The organism is Streptomyces roseofulvus (genome assembly GCF_039534915.1).
GTDB lineage: Bacteria > Actinomycetota > Actinomycetes > Streptomycetales > Streptomycetaceae > Streptomyces > Streptomyces roseofulvus.
On the sequence record NZ_BAAAWE010000001.1, the window covers coordinates 3,949,882 to 3,969,724 of the forward strand.

The window sequence follows — 19,843 nt, forward strand, 5'->3', positions numbered from 1 at the left end:
GGGTCCGGGCCCGCCTCCTCCGGATGCGGGCCCGGACGGCGGATCGTTGAATGGGGCACATCAGTGACACCTGCGCACTTTTGCCGCCGAACGGGGAGACGTCATGCGCCGCCGGTCCACCGCCGCCCTCATCGCCCTCGCCGCCCTCACCGCTCCGCTCGCCACCGGCTGCGGCAGCGACGACGAGCCCGACCCGCTGCGGGACCAGCAGTGGGCGCTGAACGCGCTGAGGCTCCCGGACGCCTGGTCCACCGCCAAGGGGGACGACACGGTGATCGCCGTCGTCGACACCGGCGTCGACCCCGGCCACCCCGACCTGAAGGGGCGACTCGTGGCCGGCTACGACTTCGTGGACGGGGACGACGACCCGAAGGACCTCAACGGGCACGGCACCCACGTCTCCGGCATCGCCGCCGCCCACACCGACAACGGCGTCGGCATCGCGGGCGGCGCGGGCGGCGCGAAGATCATGCCGGTACGGGTGCTGGGCGCCGACGGCAGCGGCAGCGACGCGGACATCACCCAGGGGATCGTCTGGGCCGCCCAGCACGGCGCCGACGTCATCAACCTCTCCCTCGGCGAGTCCGGCCTGATGGCCCGGCTGCTCAAGGGCGGCGTCCTCAACGACGCCATCGCGGCGGCGAACGCGAAGGGGGCGGTGGTGGTGGCCGCCGCCGGCAACGACGCGACCCTGCTCCAGCCGTACGAGCTGGAGACCCCGGTCCTCGTCGTCAACGCGGCCGACGCGAACGGGCAGCCGGCCTCCTTCACCAACTTCGGCGCACGGAACGCGGTGGCGGCGCCCGGTGTGGACATCCTCTCCACCCTGCCGACCTACACGGCGAAGGAGACGCTGAGGAACACCACGGGCTACGGCAAGCTCTCCGGCACCTCGATGGCCTCACCGTACGTCTCCGCCGTGGCCGCCCTCCTCCACCAGCGGGGCCTGTCGCCGGCGGAGATCATGGCGACGATCCGCGACACGGCGAAGAACCCGACGCAGAACCCGAAACTGGGCCTGGGCAACGTCGACGCGGCCGCCGCGGTCCAGGCAGCCACCCCGCAGAACTGACCCCGTCCCTCTGGGCAGGCGTGCCGCTGGGGTCCGCCCCAGCGGGACGACGGCCCGCAAGGGAAAGCTACTCGCCGCACTCGTGCGCCGACGGGTCGACCACCACACGGTCCAACAGCCCCCGCAGCAGCGTTCGTTCGGCTTCCGTGAGGTCCGCGAAGAGCTCGCGCTCCGCCTCGCTGACGGCGTGGTCGATGCGCTCCAGGACCGCCGCCCCGGCCGGGGTGATCTCGACGATGTGCCGGCGCCGGTCGGCCGGATCGCGGCGCCGCTCGGCCAGCCCCGCCGCCTCCAACTCGTTGAGGACCGCGACCAGTTGGCTGGGGTCGATCTCCATCGCGGCGGCCAGGTCCCGCTGGCTCATGGGCGCGGGGGCGAGCTGCATCAGGGTCATCGCGTTGCGCGGATGCAGCCCCTCGACGCCCAGGGCGGAGCGGATGCGCGCGCCGGTGAGCTCCCCGCGGAAGGAGAGGAGGAAACCGAGCCGGTCGGTCGGGAGGGCTGCCATGCCGTCCACCGTAACAACAACAGGATTGTGGAGCGAGATAAATCGTTGTTACGCTTCAATGGTTTCCGTCCCCGGATCGTTGGAGCGCACCACCATGTTCATCGCCTACGCCGTCGTCGCCGGACTGCTCGCCCTCGCCATGACCGGGTCCGCCGTCATGACCTTCACCCGCAACCCGGCGGTGGCGGGGAACATGACGAAGCTCGGAGTGCCGGAGAGCTGGCTGCCCTGGCTGGGCACGGCGAAGGTGGCGGGCGCGCTCGGCCTGCTCGCCGGCCTGGTGGTCCCGGCACTCGGCGAGGCCGCCGCCATCGGCCTCGTCCTCTACTTCATCGGCGCCCTCGTCACCCACGTCCGGGCGAAGGACTACACGCTGGCGCCGGTCGTCGTCCTGACCGTGCTCCCGGCGGTCGCCCTGGTGCTGCGCATAGCCAGCGCCTGATCCCCGCCGGGCGGGACGACGGGCGACGAGACGAGACGAGACGAATCGTCTTGCGGAAAGGTCCTCGACGCCGTACGGTCGACGTATCGAGACGGACCGTCTCGCCAATCGTCCCGTGTCCCCGACGGCAGGAGACCGCCCTTGTTCCGTGCGTCACTCACCGAGGTCACCAAGCGCTACGACGACCGGTACGTCCACCACCGGACCGTCCTCGACCGCGCCTCCCTCACCGTCCGCCCCGGCGAACGCCTCGGCGTCGTCGGGGACAACGGCTCCGGGAAGTCCACCCTGCTCCGGCTCCTCGCCGGCCTCGAGACCGCCGACAACGGCACCGTGGCCGTCGAGACCCCCGGCGGCCTCGGCCATCTCGCCCAGACCCCCGACCTCCCCGCGACCGCGACCGTCGGCGACGCCGTCGACCACGCGCTCGCGGAGATCCGGGAGCTGGAGCGGGAGATCCGGGCGGCGGAGGGCGCCCTCACCCCCGCCGGACTCGACCGGTACGCCGCGCTGCTCGCCGCCTACGAGGCGCGCGGCGGCGCCGGGGCCGACCGTCGGGTGGCGACCGTGCTGCGCCGGCTCGGCGAGACCGCGCCGCCCGGCCGGGACCGGCCGCTGGCCACGCTCTCCGGCGGGCAGCGGGCCCGGCTCGCGCTGGCCGGAGTCCTCGCCGCCGACCCGGAACTGCTGCTGCTCGACGAGCCGACCAACGACCTCGACGACGAGGCCGTGGCCTGGCTGGAGGAGCGGCTCCGCGCCCACCGGGGCACGGTCGTGGCCGTCTCCCACGACCGCGCCTTCCTCGACCGGGTCGCCACCGCGATCGTGGAGGTCGACGAGGACCGGCACACCCTGCGCCGCTACGGCGACGGCTACGCCGGCTATCTCGCCGGGCGCGCCGCCGAACGGGCCCGCAGGGCCCGGGAGCACGAGGAGTGGAAGGCCGAACTGGCCCGCCACCGGGCCCTCGCCGACAGCGCCATCGACCGCTTCACCGCCATCCCGCGCAAGGCCCCCGCCGCCTTCAGCGGCGCCGGCGCCTTCCGGGCCCGGTCACGGGCGCACGGGGCGATGAGCAGGATCCGCGCCGCCCGCGAGCGGCTGGCCCGGCTCACCGACCACCCGGTGCCGCCGCCGCCCGAGCCCCTGCGCTTCCGGGCGGAGCTCGACGGCGAGGGAGCGGCCGTCGGCCTCACCGGCGTCCGCGTCGACGGCCGGCTCCGGCTCGACGCCCTGCACCTCGCACCGGGCGAGCGACTGCTCGTCACCGGCCCGAACGGCGCGGGGAAAACCACCCTCCTCCGGGTCCTGGCGGGCGAAATGGCCCCGGACGCGGGCACGGTGACCGTGCCCGCCCGGGTCGGACTGCTCCGCCAGGACACGGCCTCGCCCCACGACCCCCGTACGGTGGGCGAGGCCTTCGGAGAGGGCCGCGAGGACGAACTGCTCGCCCTCGGGCTCTTCGCGGCCCGGGATCTGACGACCCCGGTCCGACTGCTGTCGACGGGCCAGCGCCGCAAGCTGGAACTGGCCCGCCTGGTGACCGCGCCGGCCGACCTGCTCCTCCTCGACGAGCCGACCAACCACCTGGCGCCCGCCCTCGTGGAGGAGATCGAGGCCGCGCTCGCCGCCTACCGGGGCACGCTGGTGATCGTCAGCCACGACCGCCGGCTGCGGGCAGGCTTCCGCGGCCGGCGCCTGGAACTGGCACCGGCCAGGACCCCGGCGGGCGTCTAGGCGGGCCTAGTCCTCGTCGCCGGCGCCTTCGAGGTCGCCCTCCGTCTCCAGGAACACCTGGCGCAGGGCGGCCAGGGTCTCCGGGTCCGGCTTCTCCCACATGCCGCGCGACTCGGCCTCCAGGAGGCGCTCCGCGATGCCGTGCAGGGCCCAGGGGTTGGCCTCCTTGAGGAAGGCCTGGTTCGTCTCGTCGAGGACGTACTCCTGGGTGAGCTTGTCGTACATCCAGTCGGCGACGACCCCGGTGGTGGCGTCGTAGCCGAAGAGGTAGTCGACGGTCGCGGCCAGCTCGAAGGCGCCCTTGTAGCCGTGGCGGCGCATCGCCTCGACCCAGCGCGGGTTGACCACCCGGGCCCGGAACACCCGGGAGGTCTCCTCCACCAGGGTGCGGGTGCGGACGGTCTCCGGGCGGGTCGAGTCGCCGATGTACGCCTCGGGGGCGGTGCCCCGCAGCGCGCGGACCGTCGCCACCATGCCGCCGTGGTACTGGTAGTAGTCGTCCGAGTCGGCGATGTCGTGCTCGCGGGTGTCGGTGTTCTTCGCCGCCACCGCGATCCGCTTGTACGCGGTCTCCATCTCGGCGCGCGCCGGCCGCCCTTCGAGCCCGCGCCCGTACGCGTACCCGCCCCACACCGTGTACACCTCGGCGAGGTCGGCGTCGGTGCGCCAGTCCCGCGAGTCGATCAGCTGCAGGATGCCGGCGCCGTAGGTGCCGGGCCGGGAGCCGAAGATGCGGGTGGTGGCGCGGCGCTCGTCGCCGTGCTCGGCGAGGTCGGCCTGGGTGTGGGCCCGGACGTGGTTCTCCGACGCGGGCTCGTCCAGCTCGGCGACCAGCCGGACGGCGTCGTCGAGGAGGCCGATGACGTGCGGGAAGGCGTCCCGGAAGAAGCCCGAGATGCGCAGCGTCACGTCGACGCGCGGGCGGCCCAGCTCGGCGAGCGGGATCGGCTCCAGGCCGTTGACGCGGCGGGACGCCTCGTCCCACAGCGGCCGGACGCCGAGCAGCGCCAGCGCCTCGGCGACGTCGTCGCCGGCGGTGCGCATCGCGCTGGTGCCCCACAGGGAGAGGCCGACGGAGGTCGGCCACGCGCCGTTGTCCTCGCGGTAGCGGGTCAGCAGCGAGTCGGCGAGCGCCTGCCCGGTCTCCCAGGCGAGCCGGGACGGCACGGCCTTCGGGTCGACGGAGTAGAAGTTCCGCCCGGTCGGCAGCACGTTGACGAGGCCCCGGAGCGGGGATCCGGACGGGCCGGCCGGCACGAAGCCGCCGTTCAGCGCGTGCACGGCGTGGGCGAGTTCGTCGGTGGTGGCGGCGAGGCGCGGCACGACCTGCTCGCAGGCGAAGCGGAGCACGGCCTGGACCTCGGGGCCGTGGTCGCCGGCGACCGCCGGGACCGCGTCCACGGACCAGCCGGCCGCCTCCATGGTCTCGACCAGCTCGCGGGCCTTCGCCTCCGCCTCGTCGGCGGTGGTGCGGGTCGCGGCCGACTCGTCCAGGCCGAGCGCCTCGCGCAGCCCGGGCAGCGCCTGAGTGCCGCCCCAGATCTGGCGGGCCCGGAGGATGGAGAGGACCAGGTTGACCCGGGCCTCGCCCTCCGGCGCGCCGCCGAGGACGTGCAGGCCGTCGCGGATCTGGGCGTCCTTGACCTCGCACAGCCAGCCGTCGACGTGCAGCAGGAAGTCGTCGAAGCCGTCGTCGTCGGGCCGCTCCGCCATGCCGAGGTCGTGGTCGAGCTTGGCGGCCTGGATCAGGGTCCAGATCTGGGCGCGGATCGCGGGCAGCTTCGCCGGGTCCATCGAGGAGATCTGCGCGTACTCGTCGAGCAGCTGCTCCAGGCGCGCGATGTCGCCGTACGAGTCGGCGCGGGCCATCGGCGGCACCAGGTGGTCGACGAGGGTGGCGTGGGCGCGGCGCTTGGCCTGGGTGCCCTCGCCGGGGTCGTTGACGAGGAACGGGTAGACGAGCGGCAGGTCGCCGAGGGCCGCGTCGGGGCCGCAGGCGGCGGACAGGCCGGCGTTCTTGCCGGGCAGCCACTCCAGGTTGCCGTGCTTGCCCAGGTGGACCATGGCGTCGGCGCCGAAGCCGCCGTCCTCCGCGCGGGCCGCGATCCAGCGGTAGGCGGCCAGGTAGTGGTGCGACGGCGGCAGGTCGGGGTCGTGGTAGATCGCGATCGGGTTCTCGCCGAAGCCGCGCGGCGGCTGGATGAGGACGAGGAGGTTCCCGCGCCGGAGCGCCGCGAGGACGATGTCGCCCTCCGGGTTCCGGGACCGGTCGAGGAACATCTCGCCGGGCGCGGGGCCCCAGTGCTCCTCGACCTGCTCGCGCAGCTCGGCCGGCAGCTCGGCGTACCAGCGCTTGTAGTCGGCGGCCGGGATGCGGACCGGGTTCTTCGCCAGCTGCTCCTCGGTGAGCCAGTCCTGGTCGTGGCCGCCGGCCTCGATGAGGGCGTAGATCAGCTCGTCGCCGTCGCCGGAGACCAGGCCGGGCAGCTCCTCGGCCGGGCCGAAGTCGTATCCCTCGGCGATCAGCCGGCGCAGCAGGGCGACGGCGGAGGCGGGGGTGTCGAGGCCGACGGCGTTGCCGATGCGGGAGTGCTTGGTCGGGTACGCGGAGAGGACCAGCGCCAGCTTCTTCTCGGCGTTCGGGATGTGCCGGAGCCGGGCGTGCCGGACGGCGATGCCGGCCACGCGGGCGGCGCGCTCGGCGTCGGCGACGTAGGCGGGCAGGCCGTCCTCGTCGATCTCCTTGAAGGAGAACGGGACGGTGATGAGCCGGCCGTCGAACTCGGGCACGGCGACCTGGCTGGCCGCGTCCAGCGGCGACAGGCCCTCGTCGTTCTCCTCCCAGGCGGAGCGCGCACTTGTCAGGCACAGCGCCTGGAGCACCGGCACGTCGAGCGCGGCGAGCGCGCCCGCGTCCCAGGCCTCCTCGTCGCCGCCGGCCTGGGCGGCGGCCGGCTTGGTGCCGCCGGCGGCGAGGACGGTGGTGACGATCGCGTCGGCGCCGCGCAGGACGGCGAGCAGCTCCTCCTCCGGGGCCCGCAGGGAGGCCACGTACAGCGGCAGTGCCCGGGCGCCGGCGTCCTCGAGGGCGTCGCAGAGGGCGCCGACGAAGGCGGTGTTCCCGCTCATGTGGTGGGCGCGGTAGTAGAGCACGGCGACGGTCGGGCCGTCGGTGGCGCGGGCCGTGCGCTCCAGCGGGCCCCAGGTGGGGGCGGGCGCCGGAGCCTCGAAGCCGTGGCCGGTGAGGAGGACGGTGTCGGAGAGGAAGCGGGCCAGCTGCTCCAGGTTGGCGGGGCCGCCGTGGGCGAGGTAGGCGTGCGCCTCGGTGGCGACGCCGACCGGCACGGTGGAGGAGGCCATCAGCTGGGCGTCGGGGGCCTGTTCGCCGCTGAGGACGACGACCGGCTTTCCGGTGGCGAGGACCGCGTCGAGGCCCTCCTGCCAGGAGCGGACGCCGCCGAGCAGGCGGACCAGGACCAGCTCGACCCCGTCGAGCAGGGCGGGGAGGTCGGCCAGCGGGAGCCGGGAGGGGTTGGCGAAGCGGTACTCCACCGGCCCCCCGGCCGCGCGGGCGCTGAGCAGGTCGGTGTCGGAGTGCGACAGCAGCAGGAGCATGGCGAGGCTCAGGCCCTTCCTCGGGGTTTCCGCGCCCCGGGTGGTCGTGGTCGGCGGGGAGTTCCTGACTCACCCGGGCCGTCGCCGGCTCGGGCTCACAGTGGCGGGACCGCGCCGGATTCTCACCGGGCTTCCTCCCCGGGGTCCTGGGACCCCATGCCGATCTGCATAGTAGAGCGTGGCGTCGGCGGGCCGGAGGGGTCCGGAGAGTCGGCCGGATCACACTCGGTGGCCGCCCGGTTCCCCGTGGGTATGCTCGCCGCCATGCCGCCGACCCCGCCCAGCCCGCCCGAACCGGGCGAACCTCGCATACGGGACCGAGGCGACGCGTGCCCGGGGGCGCTCCGGCTGCACGCCGCCGCCGACGGTTTCCTCGCCCGACTCCGGCTACCCGCCGGGCGATTGACGCACCGTCAGGCGCTCGTCCTGGCCGACGCCGCGGAGACCCTGGGCGACGGCAGCCTCTCCGTCACCTCGCGCGGCAACGCCGAGCTGCGCGGTCTCCGCGACGGCTGCGACGCCGCACTCGCCGCGCTCCTCGACGACGCCGGCCTGCTGCCCTCCCCCAGCCACGAACGGGTCCGGAACATCGTCGCCTCCCCCGCCGCGGGACTCGACGGACTCGGCCACGCCGACGTGCAGTTGTGGGCCCGCGCCCTGGACCGGGCACTCTGCGCCGAACCCCGCGCGGCGGCCCTCTCCGGCCGATTCCTCTTCGTCCTCGACGACGGCCGCGGCGACGTCGCCGGACTCGGCGGCGATGTGACCTTGATCGCAGCCCCGGACGGCGCCGCCCTCCTGGCGACCTGCTCCGGAACCTTCCGGCTGCCCGCCGCCGACGCCGTCCCCGCCGCACTCGCCTGCGCCCTCGCCTTCCTCGACGCCGCCGCGGCCGCCGCCACCGGCGCCTGGCGCCCGCGCGAACTCCCGCCCGGGCACCTCCCGGACTGGGCCGCCGCCCTGCACGAGGCGGCGATCACCGCGGAGCCCGTACCCCCCTTCTCCTCCCCGGGGACCCCGCCGCCCGCGCCCGGACCGCTCGGCGCGCACGCCCTGCACGTCCTCGCCCCGCTCGGCCGGCTCACCGCCGGCCGGCTGCGGGCGCTCGCCGACGGCGCCACCGAGCTCCGGCTCACCCCGTGGCGCGGAGTCGTCGCCGTCGGGACGCACGGCTCCCGGCTCGCCGCGCTGGAGACGGCCGGCCTGATCACCGACCCGGCCGCCCCCGGCGCCGGCGTCACCGCCTGCACCGGCCTGCCCGGCTGCGCCAAGTCCCTCGCCGACGTCCGGGCCGACGCGGCCCGCGCGCCCGGCGGCCCGCTGCCCGTGCACTACTCCGGCTGCGAGCGCCGCTGCGGCCACCCGCACGGCACCTGGATCGAGGTCACCGCCCGGGACTCCGGCACCTACCTGCTGGACGGCGCGCCCGTCCCCCGCACCGCCCTGGCCGAAGCCGTGGCGGCGGCCCGTACGAGAAAGAGCTGAGGATGTACGAGTACGAGAAAGACGGCGCAGAGATCTACCGCCGCTCCTTCGCCACGATCCGCGCCGAGGCCGACCTCGGCGCCCTGCCCGCCGACGTCGCCACCGTCGCCGTCCGCATGATCCACGCCTGCGGCATGACCGACCTCGTCCGCGACCTCGCGTACTCCCCCGGCGTCGTCACCCGCGCCCGCGCCGCCCTCCAGGCCGGCGCCCCCATCCTCTGCGACGCGCAGATGGTCGCCTCCGGCGTCACCCGCAAGCGGCTGCCCGCCGACAACGACGTGCTGTGCGCGCTCTCCGACCCGGCCGTGCCCGCCCTCGCCGCCGAGCTGGGCACCACCCGCTCCGCCGCCGCCCTCGAACTGTGGCGCGACCGCCTCGAAGGCTCCGTCGTCGCCATCGGCAACGCCCCCACCGCGCTCTTCCACCTCCTGGAGATGATCGCCAAGGGCGCGCCCAAGCCCGCCGCCGTCCTCGGCATCCCCGTCGGATTCATCGGCGCCGCCGAGTCCAAGGACGCCCTCGCCGCCAACGACCTCGGCCTCGACTACCTGGTGGTCCGCGGCCGACGCGGCGGCAGCGCCATGACCGCCGCCGCCCTCAACGCCCTCGCGCACGAACCGGAGATCCAGCAGTGACCGTAGTGAAGGGCAAGCTGTACGGGGTCGGCCTCGGCCCCGGCGACCCCGACCTCCTCACCCTCGCCGCCGTGAAGGCCATCGCCGAGGCCGACGTCGTCGCCTACCACTCGGCCCGCCACGGCCGCTCGATAGCGCGCTCCATCGCCGCCCCCCACCTCCGCGACGACCACATCGAGGAGCGGCTGATGTACCCGCTCACCGTGGAGACCACCGACCACCCCGGCGGCTACCGGGGCGCCCTCGACGACTTCTACGAGGAAGCCGCGGCCCGGCTCGCCGCCCACCTCGACGCGGGCCGCACGGTCGCCGTCCTCGCCGAGGGCGACCCGCTCTTCTACGGCTCCTACCAGCACATGCACAAGCGGCTCGCCGACCGCTACGACACCACCGTCATCCCCGGCGTCACCTCCGTCAGCGCCGCCGCCGCCCGCCTCGGCGAGCCGCTGTGCGAGGCCGAGGAGGTCCTCACGATCATCCCCGGCACCCTCCCCGAGGACGAGCTGACCGCCCGCCTCGCCGGCACCGACTCCGCCGTCGTCATGAAGCTCGGCCGCACCTTCCCCGCCGTGCGCCGCGCCCTGGAGCGGGCCGGCCGGCTGGACGACGCCCGGTACGTGGAGCGCGCCTTCATGGCCGGCGAGCGCACCGACCGCCTCGCCGACGTGGACCCGGAGACCGTCCCGTACTTCTCCGTCGCCGTCCTCCCCTCCCGCATCGACCAGGCCAACCCGGTCCGCGCACGCGGCGAGGTCACCGTCGTCGGCACCGGCCCCGCCGGCGCGCCCTGGCTGACCCCCGAGTCGCGCGGCGCGCTCGTCAACGCCGACGTCCTCGTCGGCTACACCACCTACCTCGACCGGGTGCCGGTCCTGCGCCCCGGCCAGATCCGGCACGGCTCCGACAACAAGGTCGAGTCCGAGCGGGCCGAGTTCGCCCTCGACCTGGCCCGGCGCGGCCACAAGGTCGCGGTCGTCTCCGGCGGCGACCCCGGTGTCTTCGCCATGGCCACCGCCGTCCTGGAGGTCGCCTGCGAACCGGCGTACGCGGACGTGCCCGTCCGGGTCCTGCCCGGCGTCACCGCCGCCAACGCCGCCGCCGCCGCGGCCGGCGCGCCCCTCGGCCACGACTACGCGACGATCTCGCTCTCCGACCGGCTCAAGCCCTGGGACGTCATCGCGGCCCGGCTCCGCGCCGCCGCCGAGGCCGACCTCGTCCTCGCCCTCTACAACCCCGGCTCGAAGTCCCGCACCCACCAGGTCGCCGCCGCCCGCGACCTCCTGCTGGAGCTCCGCTCCCCCGACACCCCCGTGGTCGTCGCCCGCGACGTCGGCGGCCCCGAGCAGTCGGTCCGGGTGGTGACCCTGAAGACCCTGGAGCCCTCCGAGGTCGACATGCGCACCCTGCTCCTCATCGGCTCCTCCCAGACCCGGGCGGTCGAACGCGGCGACGGCCGCACGATCACCTGGACCCCGCGGCGGTACGGCTGACGGCTAGCCGCGGGTGAAGGTCCCGAGTCCTTCGCCGTCCAGGTACTCGACGGTGAAGGACTCGCCGTCCGCGGCGAAGGTGACGCCGGTGCGGCCGACGGCGTTCTCGCCGCGGGTCTCGAAGCTGAACACGTCGCCGTCGTAGTGCGCGAGGCGGTACGACTGGGGCTCGGGCCCCAGCCGGAGGGTCAGCGTCCCGTCGTCCCCGGCCACCACCTCCGCCCGGCCGTAGTAGTCGCTGCGGTACGTGCCGGCGTAGGCGTCCGCGTCCCGCGCGGGCGCGGCGTTCCCGGGCGGGCGGGCGTAGTCGGTGTCCGACCGGCCCTCGTCCGCCTGCTGCTGGTAGACCGCGTCGACCAGCGGGATCCAGTCCCGGCTGACCTCGCCGGTCTCCGCGATGTCGAAGAAGTCGAGGGCGACGGCGTCGGCGACGCCGACCGGGGAGCCGTTGGTGAGGACGACGATGCCGAGCTGTTCGCCGGGCAGCATCGTCACGTTGGTGTGCGCGCCCAGGGCGAACGCGCCCGTGTGGGAGAGCCGCAGCCGGCCCGCGTCGTCGTAACTCACGTTCCAGCCCAGGCCGTAGAAGCCGGTGCGGGCGGCCGGGGCGCGCGGCGGGCCGGCCACCGCCTCGGGCCAGTGGGTGCGCTCCAGGGCGTCGGCGCCGACGATCCGCTTCCCGTCGAGCTCGCCGTTCGCGAGCTGGAGCCGCAGCCAGACCGCCATGTCACGGGCGGAGGAGCTGACCCCGCCCGCCGGGGACTGCGCGTCCGGGTCGCGGACGAACTCCGTCTTCCACTCCCCGCCTTCCTTCACGTGCCCCCAGGCCCGGTCGCCCGCCTTCTCGAAGTCCTCGAACCGCGAGCTGGTGTCGTCCATCCCGGCCGGTCCGTAGAGGACGTCCTCGGCCAGCTTCTCCCACGGCACGCCCTTCTCGTCGGCGACGGCCTGCGCGGCCGCCGTCAGGCCGAAGTTGGTGTAGGCGTAGCTCGCGCGGAACGGCGCCAGCGGCTCGTACCGCAGGTGGGACAGGATGTACTCCCGGTCGTAGCCGAGGTCTTCGAGCAGGTCGCCGGCGTGGTCGGGCAGCCCGCTGCGGTGCGCGAAGAGGTCCGCGACGGTGACGTGCGAGGTCACCCACGGGTCCTTGAGCGCGAAGCGCGGCACGTGCGGCGCGACCGGCCGCGACCAGCCGTCGACGCCGACCGCGCCGGACACGACCGTGGAGGCGATCGGCTTCGAGACGGAGGCCAGCTGGAAGACGGTGTCGGCGTCGACGGCGGCGTTCTCGCCCGCCTTCCGCACCCCGTAGCCCTTGAGGTGCAGCACCTTCCCGTCGTGCACGACGGCGACGGCGACCCCCGGGACGCCGGTCCGTCTCATGGCCGCCTCGACCACCCCGTCCAGCCGGTCGACGGCCCGCCGCACCTCGGCGGCGTCGAGCTCGGGCGGGGGCTGGTTCGGCGGGGGCGTGGGGCCGGGGCTCGGACTCGGGCTCGGCCCGAGCGCGGTGGCGCCGAGCAGCGCCGCCAGCCCCGTCGCGACAAGCCAGCGAACGGTAGCCACGCCTCCCATTGAACGCCGGGCGGGGTCGTCTGTCGCGCCGACGGACGTCAGCCCAGGCCCCGCACCCACTCCGCGGCCTCCTCCGGCGCCGCCGCCGCCGGTACGCCCCGCGGGACCGGGGGGCGGCGGACGACGACGACCGGGATGCCCGCCTCGCGGGCGGCGGTGAGCTTGGGGGCGGTCGCGGCGCCGCCGCTGTCCTTCGTCACCAGGACGTCGACGCGGTGACGGGCGATCAGCTCCCGCTCCCCGTCGAGGGTGAACGGCCCCCGGTCGAGGAGGACTTCGGTCCGGGCCGGCATCGGGGCGTCCGGCGGGTCCACCGACCGCACCAGGAACCACTCCGGGCGGTCCGCGAAGGCCGCGAGGCCCATCCGGCCGGTGGTCAGGAACACCCGGTCGCCGAGCCCCTCCAGCGCCCCGGCCGCCTCCTCCAGGGAGCCCGCGTCGCGCCAGTCGTCGCCCTCCCCCGGGACCCAGCCGGGGCGGCGCAGGGCCAGCAGGGGAACATGGGCGGTGGCGGCCGCCCGGGCCGCGTTGAAGCTGATCCGCTCGGCGAAGGGATGGGTGGCGTCGATGACCGCGTCCACGGCGTGCTCCCGCACCCACGCGGCGAGCCCGTCCGGCCCGCCGAACCCGCCGATCCGGACCTCCCCGGCCGGCAGCCGGGGCGCGGCGACCCGCCCCGCGAGGGAGCTGGTCACCCGCGTGCCGGGGTGCAGCAGGCCGGCCAGGGCGCGGGCCTCGGTCGTCCCTCCGAGAATGAGTACGTGCATGGGAGCCTTTTCGTGAGTACCGGCGGCGGGCGCGAGGCCCAACTCAAGCACACCGGCCTGCGGCCCGGCTGGACGACCGGCGCCTGCGCGACGGCCGCGACGACCGCCGCGTACACCGCCCTGCTCACCGGCGACTTCCCGGACCCGGTGACGATCACCCTGCCCAAGGGCCAGACGCCGTCCTTCGCGCTGACGGCGGAGTCCCTGACCGGCGGCGCGGCCATGGCGGCCGTGGTGAAGGACGCCGGCGACGACCCGGACGTCACCCACGGCGCCGTGATCCGCTCGACGGTACGGCTCCTCCCGGCGGGCTCCGGCGTGGTCTTCCGCGCGGGCGAGGGCGTCGGCACGGTCACCCTCCCCGGCCTCCCGCTGGAGGTCGGCGAGCCGGCGATCAACCCGGTGCCGCGCGAGCTGATGCGCGCCCACGTGGCGAAGGTCGCGGCGGCACACGGGGCGCCCGGCGACGTCGAGATCACGATCTCCGTGGACGGCGGCGCGGAGATCGCCCGCTCCACCTGGAACCCGCGCATCGGCATCCTCGGCGGCCTGTCGATCCTCGGCACGACCGGGATCGTCGTGCCGTACTCGTGCTCGGCCTGGATCGACTCCATCCGCCGGGGCGTGGACGTGGCCCGCGCGGGCGGCCTCACCCACGTCGCCGGCTGCACGGGCTCCACCTCCGAACGCACGGTCACCGGGATCTACGACCTGCCGGACATCGCCCTGCTCGACATGGGCGACTTCGCGGGCGCGGTCCTCAAGTACATCCGCCGCCACCCCGTCGACCGCCTGACGATCTGCGGCGGCTTCGCGAAGCTCTCCAAGCTCGCCGCCGGCCATCTGGACCTGCACTCGGCCCGCTCCCAGGTCGACAAGGGCTTCCTGGCGGAGCTGGCCCGCGCGGGCGGCGCGCCGGACCCCCTGGTCGCGGAGATCGCCGACGCCAACACGGGCCTCGCCGCCCTGCGCCTCTGCGAGGCCGCCGGCGTCCCCCTGGGCGACCTGGTGGCCGCGACCGCCCGCGACGAGGCCCTGGCGGTCCTGCGCGGCGCCCCGGTCACCGTCGACGTCGTCTGCATCGACCGCGCGGGCACGGTGGTGGGCCGCTCGGCACCGGCGGGCCCGTAGGGCGGCGGGCCCGTAGGGCGACGGGCCCGTAGGGCGGCGGGCCCGTAGGGCGACGGGCCCGTAGAGCGGCGGGCCCGTAGGCCGGCGCGGGCGGAGGTCGGAGGCCGTCGTCGTCCACCGGGTCGGCGCCTTCGAGCAGCCGCTCCCCGATGTCGTCGGCCCAGCGCTGGGCCCAGGCGCGCAGTTCCTGGATCCGCTGCTCGTCGAGGCCGTGGGCGGTGAACTCGTCGTCGTCGATCCACACCGCCCCGGCAAGCTTCGCCTGGAGCTCCTCCAGGTCGCCCGCCGCGAGGACGTCGCCGAGGAGGCGGCGGTGCAGGCCGGTGAGGTTCACCCCGCGCGCCCGCCCGCCGAGGCCGTCGCCGGCTCCGGGGCCAGTTCGCGGAAGGCGTCCTCCCAGACCGCCCGCAGGTCCTTGCTGACGAGGGTGCGCAGCACGGGCCACATCTCGACGAGCAGGTCGCGGTTGAGGTGGCGGACCAGGTCGTCGCGGCCCCCCTCGGCGAGTACGGTGCGGGAACAGCTCATCCGCAGTCGGGGCCGGTCGAGGTCGTACTCCGTCAGCCCCGACCACGCCAGGTGCAGCGGGAGCCGCACGGACCCCCGGGCGGGCCCCCGCAGGGCGGAGAGGTCGGCGGGGAGCCGCCGTGCGAACCGCTCGCGCCGAAGCTCGGAGACCGGCGTCTGCTGTGCCATACCCGATCATCCCCACACCCACCGGCCCCGGGGGCCACTCCCGCCGCTTTCCTCACCCGGTCGCCGACATGCGGCCGTGGAGGGGCGAACCTACGCTTACCACCACGAAACCCCCGCACGAGAGGGAGTCCCATGGCGAAGCGCGGCAACAAGAAGCGGGCCCGCAAGAAGAAGAAGGCGAACCACGGCAAGCGGCCCAACGCCTGAGCCGTCGTGGTGCCCGGAGGCCGGACCCGTCGCGTACGGGCCCGGCCTCCGGCGCGTCGGGAGGCGGGTCGGCGGGCGGGTCAGCAGGTGTGGCGGTCGCGGGCCGGGTCGTAGAGGTGGCTGTCGCGGAACTCGGAGGCGGCCAGCGTGCGGCCGACGATGATGACGGCCGTCTTGGTGATGCCGGCCGCCTTCACCTGCTCCGCGATGTCCTCCAGGGTGCCGCGCAGGACGACCTCGTCGGGGCGGCTGGCCATGGCGACCACGGCGGCCGGGCAGTCCACGCCGTAGTGGGGGACCAGCTCGGAGACGATCCGGTCGACGTACCGCGCGCCGAGGTGGAGGACGAGCAGGGCGCCGCTGCGGCCCAGGGTGGCCAGGTCCTCGCCCTCCGGCATGGGGGTGGCCTGCTGGGCGATGCGGGTGAGGACGACGGTCTGGCCGACGGTCGGGACCGTCAGCTCCCGCTTCAGCGCGGCGGCGGCCGCCGCGAACGCCGGGACGCCGGGCACGACCTCGTACGGGATGCCCGCCGCGTCGAGGCGCCGCATCTGCTCGGCCATCGCGCTGAAGACGGACGGGTCGCCCGAGTGGAGGCGGGCCACGTCCTGGCCGGCCGCGTGGGCGGCGGCGATCTCCGCGACGATCTCGTCCAGGTGCATCTTCGCCGTGTCGACGAGCTTCGCCTCCGGCGGGCACTCGGCGAGCAGCTCGCGGGGGACGAGGGAACCGGCGTAGAGGCAGACCCCGCAGGCCGCGAGGGTGCGGGCGCCGCGCACGGTGATCAGGTCGGCCGCGCCGGGGCCCGCGCCGATGAAGTAGACGGTCATGCGTTCGTTGAACCCTTCGTTACGGACCACTGGGTGACCGGCATGGCCTGGCGCCAGCCGGTGAAGCCGCCGACGGGCACGGCGGCGGAGACGGCCAGCCGGATCAGCTCGCCGCCGTGCCGGGCGTACCAGCGGGCCAGCAGCGCCTCGGACTCCAGGGTCACGGTGTTGGCGACGAGCCGGCCGCCGTCGGGGAGCGCGTCCCAGCAGGTGTCGAGCAGGCCGGGGGCGGTGAGTCCGCCGCCGACGAAGATCGCGTCGGGGGTCTCCAGGCCGGCCAGCGCCTCGGGCGCGGGTCCGGTGACGACCCGCAGCGCCGGGACGCCGAGGGCGGCGGCGTTGCGGCCGATCCGCGCGGCCCGTTCGGGGGACTTCTCGACGGCGACGGCCCGGCAGTCGCGGTGGGCCCGCATCCATTCGACGCCGATGGAGCCGGAGCCGCCGCCGACGTCCCAGAGGAGTTCGCCGGGGGCGGGGGCGAGCGCGGCGAGCGTGGCGGCGCGGACGTACCGCTTGGTGAGCTGCCCGTCGTGCTCGTACGCCTCGTCGGGCAGCCCCGGCGTGGTGCCGAGCCGGAGCGTGCCGGGGTCGCGGACGCAGTCGAGGGCGAGGACGTGGAGGGCGTCGGTGCGTGGGTGCGGCCAGTCGGCGGCGGTGGCGTCGAGGAGCCGTTCGGCGGGCCCGCCGAGTTGTTCGAGGACCCGGATCCGGGTTCCGCCCCAGCCGGCCTCGTGGAGCAGCGCCGCGACCCGCGCGGGCGTCTCGGGGCCCTCGCCGAGGAGGAGGAGCCGGCGCCCCGGGTGGAGCGCGGCGCGCAGCGCGTCGAGCGGCCTGGCGACGAGCGAGAGCGTGTCGACGGCCTCCAGGGGCCAGCCGAGGCGGGCACAGGCGTACGAGACGGAGGACGGGTGCGGGTGGATGTCGAGCTCCCGGCCCCCGGCGGCCTCGGTGAGCGTGCGGGCGATCCCGTAGAAGGAGGGGTCGCCGCTGGCGAGGACGGCGAGCGCGCGTCCTTCGTGGGCGGCGAGCAGTCCGGGGACGGCGGGGCGGAGCGGGGACGGCCAGGCGATCCGTTCGCCGGGGCAGTCGGCGGCGGGGAGGAGGTCCAGCTGGCGGGGACCGCCGATGACCACCTCGGCGGCGCGCAGGACGCGGCGGGAGCTCTCGGGGAGCCCGTCCCAGCCGTCCGCGCCGATCCCCACGACCGACACCACCGATATCGCAGCGTTCACGTCGGGGACTCTACGTGAGGGGCACAGGTGAGCGGCACGTGGCGACCCTCACGCGGAGGGGGCGGGGCGCCGGGACGCGGGGGCGCGGGGGCGCCGGGACGCGGGGGCGTCCGGGGCGCGGGGGCGTCCGGGCCGCCGGGGCGCCGGGACGCGGGGGCGCGGGGCCGTCCGGGCCGCCGGGGGCCGTCACGGCGGGGCGCCGAAGGGCCCGCGCGCCGGGGGCCGTCACGGCGGGGCGCCGAAGGGCCCGCGTGCCGGGGGCCCTCGCGGCGGCCCGGAGGGCCGAAGGGTCGGCCCTCCGGCGGGCCGGGGCCGTCACGTCGCGGAGCCGGGTCGCGTCCACGGCCGCGCGGTCACTTCTGCGCGTTCTGCCCCACGTAGAAGAGGAGCCAGACGAAGCCGGCGAAGGCGTGGGTGGCGAAGACGTACACGAAGACGCGGAGCATCACGCCCCGCTCCTTCCAGCTCTCGTTGTCGTGCGTCTTCTCGGTCATGGCGTCCAGGGTACGGCGGAGGCCCGGCGGCGCCGGAACGGCGAAGGCGCCGGAACGCGCCGGAATAGCGAAAGGGGTCGCACCGTTGGAGCTGATGGTTTAAGATTCAACCACCAGCCAGGAAACGCGAGAGGTGACCACGATGCAGTTCGGGATCTTCACCGTCGGCGACGTGACGACCGACCCCACCACCGGCCGCACCCCCTCCGAGCACGAGCGCATCAAGAACACGGTCGCCATCGCGCTCAAGGCCGAGGAGGTCGGACTCGACGTCTTCGCCACCGGCGAGCACCACAACCCGCCGTTCGTCCCGTCCTCCCCGACCACCCTCCTCGGGCACATCGCGGCCCGTACGGAGAACCTGATCCTCTCCACCTCCACGACCCTCATCACCACCAACGACCCGGTGAAGATCGCCGAGGACTACGCCACCCTCCAGCACCTCGCCGACGGTCGCGTGGACCTGATGATGGGCCGCGGCAACACCGGCCCGGTCTACCCGTGGTTCGGCCAGGACATCCGCCAGGGCATCCCGCTCGCCATCGAGAACTACGCGCTCCTCCACAAGCTGTGGAGGGAGGACGTGGTCGACTGGGAGGGCAAGTTCCGCAGCGCCCTCCAGGGCTTCACCTCCACCCCGCGCCCGCTCGACGGCGTCCCGCCGTTCGTCTGGCACGGCTCCATCCGCTCCCCGGAGATCGCCGAGCAGGCCGCGTACTACGGCGACGGCTTCTTCGCCAACCACATCTTCTGGCCCAAGCAGCACACCGAGAAGATGGTCCGCCTCTACCGCCAGCGGTACGCGCACTACGGCCACGGCACGGAGGAGCAGGCCATCGTCGGCCTCGGCGGCCAGGTCTTCATGCGGAAGAACTCGCAGGACGCGGTACGGGAGTTCCGCCCGTACTTCGACAACGCGCCGGTCTACGGCCACGGCCCCTCCCTGGAGGAGTTCAGCAGCCAGACCCCGCTGACCGTCGGCTCCCCGCAGGAGGTCATCGAACGCACCCTGTCCTTCCGCGAGTACGTCGGCGACTACCAGCGCCAGCTCTTCCTCGTCGACCACGCCGGACTGCCCCTGAAGACCGTCCTGGAACAGCTCGACATCCTCGGCGAGGAGGTCGTCCCGGTGCTCCGCAAGGAGTTCGCGAACCTGCGCCCCGCCGGCGTGCCGGCGACCGCCCCGCTCCACCCCGCCGTCCTCGCCTCGAACGCCACGAACGCCACGAAGGAGGTCTGACGCCATGCAGACCCTGAAGCTGGTCGCCGTCTCCGCCGGCCTGAGCTCCCCGTCCTCCACCCGGCTCCTCGCCGACCGGCTCGTCCAGGCCGCCCGCTACCGGCTGGCCGAGCAGGAGTACGCGGTCGAGGCCGAGGTCGTCGAACTCCGCGACCTCGCCGTGGACATCGCGAAGAACTTCGTGACCGGCTTCCCGTCGGAGGCGCTCCAGGAGGCCATCGACAAGGTGACCGGCGCGGACGGCGTCATCGCCGTGACGCCCGTCTTCACCGCCTCCTACAGCGGCCTCTTCAAGTCCTTCTTCGACCTGATCGACCCCGCCGCCCTCACCGGTACGCCGGTCCTCCTCGGCGCGACCGGCGGCACCGCCCGCCACAGCCTGGTCCTCGACCACGCGCTGCGCCCGCTCTTCGCCTACCTGCGCGCCCAGACCGCCCCGACCGCCGTCTACGCGGCCTCGGAGGACTGGGGCACCGGCGGCGACGAGTACACCGAGGGCCTGCCGCACCGGATCACCCGGGCGGGCGAGGAGTTCGCGGGCCTGGTCGCGGCGACGGCGAACAGTCGCCCGCGGCCCGAGGAGGAGCTCGTCCCCTTCGAGAAGCAGCTGGCCGATCTCCGCCTGGACTGATGCTTTTGTTACGTTGTGAGGGGTAATCGGTACCGATGGATCGGTAACTCCCC

Annotated in this window: 19 protein-coding genes and 1 riboswitch; of the genes, 10 read left to right on the forward strand and 9 right to left on the reverse strand. The window is 74.9% G+C overall.

The features are described from left to right. The first annotated feature begins 103 nt into the window (after positions 1-103). Positions 104-1,072, forward strand: a complete 969-nt coding sequence (locus ABFY03_RS18155) for a S8 family serine peptidase (protein ID WP_319009428.1) — start codon at positions 104-106, stop codon at positions 1,070-1,072. Positions 1,073-1,139: 67 nt separating this feature from the next. On the opposite strand, the gene ABFY03_RS18160 is transcribed toward ABFY03_RS18155, so the two are convergent. Further along, positions 1,140-1,580, reverse strand: a complete 441-nt coding sequence (locus ABFY03_RS18160; protein ID WP_319009427.1) for a MarR family winged helix-turn-helix transcriptional regulator — start codon at positions 1,578-1,580, stop codon at positions 1,140-1,142. 94 nt (positions 1,581-1,674) lie between these two features. Here ABFY03_RS18160 and ABFY03_RS18165 point away from each other — a divergent pair, with 94 nt between their 5' ends. Further along, positions 1,675-2,022 (forward strand): DoxX family protein, encoded by a 348-nt coding sequence (locus ABFY03_RS18165; RefSeq protein WP_319009426.1) that lies wholly within the window; start codon positions 1,675-1,677, stop codon positions 2,020-2,022. A gap of 141 nt (positions 2,023-2,163) precedes the next feature. Next, positions 2,164-3,759 (forward strand): ABC-F family ATP-binding cassette domain-containing protein, encoded by a 1,596-nt coding sequence (locus tag ABFY03_RS18170; RefSeq protein ID WP_346170372.1) that lies wholly within the window; start codon positions 2,164-2,166, stop codon positions 3,757-3,759. A 6-nt stretch (positions 3,760-3,765) separates the two neighbouring features. On the opposite strand, the gene cobN is transcribed toward ABFY03_RS18170, so the two are convergent. After that, entirely contained in the window at positions 3,766-7,374 is a 3,609-nt protein-coding gene (cobN, locus tag ABFY03_RS18175) for a cobaltochelatase subunit CobN (protein WP_346170373.1), read from the reverse strand. A 38-nt stretch (positions 7,375-7,412) separates the two neighbouring features. Beyond that, positions 7,413-7,550, reverse strand: a riboswitch (cobalamin riboswitch). 76 nt (positions 7,551-7,626) lie between these two features. On the opposite strand from cobN, the gene ABFY03_RS18180 reads away from it, so the two are divergent. The 3 genes from ABFY03_RS18180 to ABFY03_RS18190 are packed head-to-tail and all read left to right on the forward strand — an operon-like array spanning position 7,627 to position 10,987. Further along, positions 7,627-8,859 carry a cobalamin biosynthesis protein CobG gene (locus ABFY03_RS18180; protein WP_319009423.1) on the forward strand — a complete coding sequence of 411 codons (1,233 nt, stop codon included), beginning with the start codon at positions 7,627-7,629 and terminating at the stop codon, positions 8,857-8,859. Between the two features lie 2 nt (positions 8,860-8,861). Beyond that, positions 8,862-9,497 (forward strand): precorrin-8X methylmutase, encoded by a 636-nt coding sequence (locus ABFY03_RS18185; protein WP_319009422.1) that lies wholly within the window; start codon positions 8,862-8,864, stop codon positions 9,495-9,497. A 5-nt stretch (positions 9,498-9,502) separates the two neighbouring features. Then, positions 9,503-10,987: a precorrin-2 C(20)-methyltransferase gene (locus tag ABFY03_RS18190; protein WP_346172267.1), complete on the forward strand. Its 1,485-nt coding sequence runs from the start codon at positions 9,503-9,505 to the stop codon at positions 10,985-10,987. 3 nt (positions 10,988-10,990) lie between these two features. Here the strand turns inward: ABFY03_RS18190 and ABFY03_RS18195 are convergent, their stop codons facing one another. Together ABFY03_RS18195 and ABFY03_RS18200 are read right to left on the reverse strand one after the other, a co-directional pair. Continuing rightward, positions 10,991-12,562, reverse strand: coding sequence for a serine hydrolase (locus ABFY03_RS18195; RefSeq protein ID WP_346170374.1), 1,572 nt, complete (start codon positions 12,560-12,562; stop codon positions 10,991-10,993). A 38-nt stretch (positions 12,563-12,600) separates the two neighbouring features. Then, positions 12,601-13,329: a cobalt-precorrin-6A reductase gene (locus ABFY03_RS18200; RefSeq protein WP_319009420.1), complete on the reverse strand. Its 729-nt coding sequence runs from the start codon at positions 13,327-13,329 to the stop codon at positions 12,601-12,603. A 12-nt stretch (positions 13,330-13,341) separates the two neighbouring features. Here ABFY03_RS18200 and ABFY03_RS18205 point away from each other — a divergent pair, with 12 nt between their 5' ends. After that, a complete protein-coding gene (locus tag ABFY03_RS18205) occupies positions 13,342-14,460 on the forward strand; it encodes a cobalt-precorrin-5B (C(1))-methyltransferase (RefSeq protein ID WP_319009419.1) in 1,119 nt (372 codons plus the stop codon). Here ABFY03_RS18205 and ABFY03_RS18210 read toward each other — a convergent pair. Both ABFY03_RS18210 and ABFY03_RS18215 read right to left on the reverse strand, forming a co-directional pair. Next, positions 14,390-14,794 (reverse strand): hypothetical protein, encoded by a 405-nt coding sequence (locus ABFY03_RS18210; protein ID WP_346172378.1) that lies wholly within the window; start codon positions 14,792-14,794, stop codon positions 14,390-14,392. The two genes, ABFY03_RS18205 and ABFY03_RS18210, sit on opposite strands and share 71 nt — an antisense overlap. Further along, the gene (locus ABFY03_RS18215; protein ID WP_346170375.1) at positions 14,791-15,156 is read right to left on the reverse strand and encodes a transcriptional regulator; all 366 of its coding nucleotides are present in this window, start codon (positions 15,154-15,156) and stop codon (positions 14,791-14,793) included. The genes ABFY03_RS18210 and ABFY03_RS18215 overlap by 4 nt, the downstream gene beginning before the upstream one ends. A gap of 132 nt (positions 15,157-15,288) precedes the next feature. Here ABFY03_RS18215 and ABFY03_RS37940 point away from each other — a divergent pair, with 132 nt between their 5' ends. Next, complete coding sequence (locus ABFY03_RS37940; RefSeq protein ID WP_099895366.1) at positions 15,289-15,363, forward strand: 50S ribosomal protein bL37; 75 nt, start codon at positions 15,289-15,291, stop codon at positions 15,361-15,363. Between the two features lie 80 nt (positions 15,364-15,443). On the opposite strand, the gene cobM is transcribed toward ABFY03_RS37940, so the two are convergent. The 3 genes from cobM to ABFY03_RS18230 form a co-directional block, all read right to left on the reverse strand. Beyond that, positions 15,444-16,193, reverse strand: coding sequence for a precorrin-4 C(11)-methyltransferase (gene cobM, locus ABFY03_RS18220; protein ID WP_319009294.1), 750 nt, complete (start codon positions 16,191-16,193; stop codon positions 15,444-15,446). Continuing rightward, positions 16,190-17,425 carry a precorrin-6y C5,15-methyltransferase (decarboxylating) subunit CbiE gene (gene cbiE, locus ABFY03_RS18225; RefSeq protein ID WP_319009293.1) on the reverse strand — a complete coding sequence of 412 codons (1,236 nt, stop codon included), beginning with the start codon at positions 17,423-17,425 and terminating at the stop codon, positions 16,190-16,192. The genes cobM and cbiE overlap by 4 nt, the downstream gene beginning before the upstream one ends. A gap of 353 nt (positions 17,426-17,778) precedes the next feature. Beyond that, positions 17,779-17,919 carry a DUF6126 family protein gene (locus ABFY03_RS18230; RefSeq protein ID WP_169092966.1) on the reverse strand — a complete coding sequence of 47 codons (141 nt, stop codon included), beginning with the start codon at positions 17,917-17,919 and terminating at the stop codon, positions 17,779-17,781. A gap of 142 nt (positions 17,920-18,061) precedes the next feature. Here ABFY03_RS18230 and ABFY03_RS18235 point away from each other — a divergent pair, with 142 nt between their 5' ends. Further along, complete coding sequence (locus tag ABFY03_RS18235; protein WP_319009296.1) at positions 18,062-19,159, forward strand: LLM class flavin-dependent oxidoreductase; 1,098 nt, start codon at positions 18,062-18,064, stop codon at positions 19,157-19,159. A 4-nt stretch (positions 19,160-19,163) separates the two neighbouring features. After that, positions 19,164-19,790, forward strand: a complete 627-nt coding sequence (locus tag ABFY03_RS18240; protein ID WP_319009292.1) for an FMN reductase — start codon at positions 19,164-19,166, stop codon at positions 19,788-19,790. Positions 19,791-19,843: the final 53 nt, after the last annotated feature.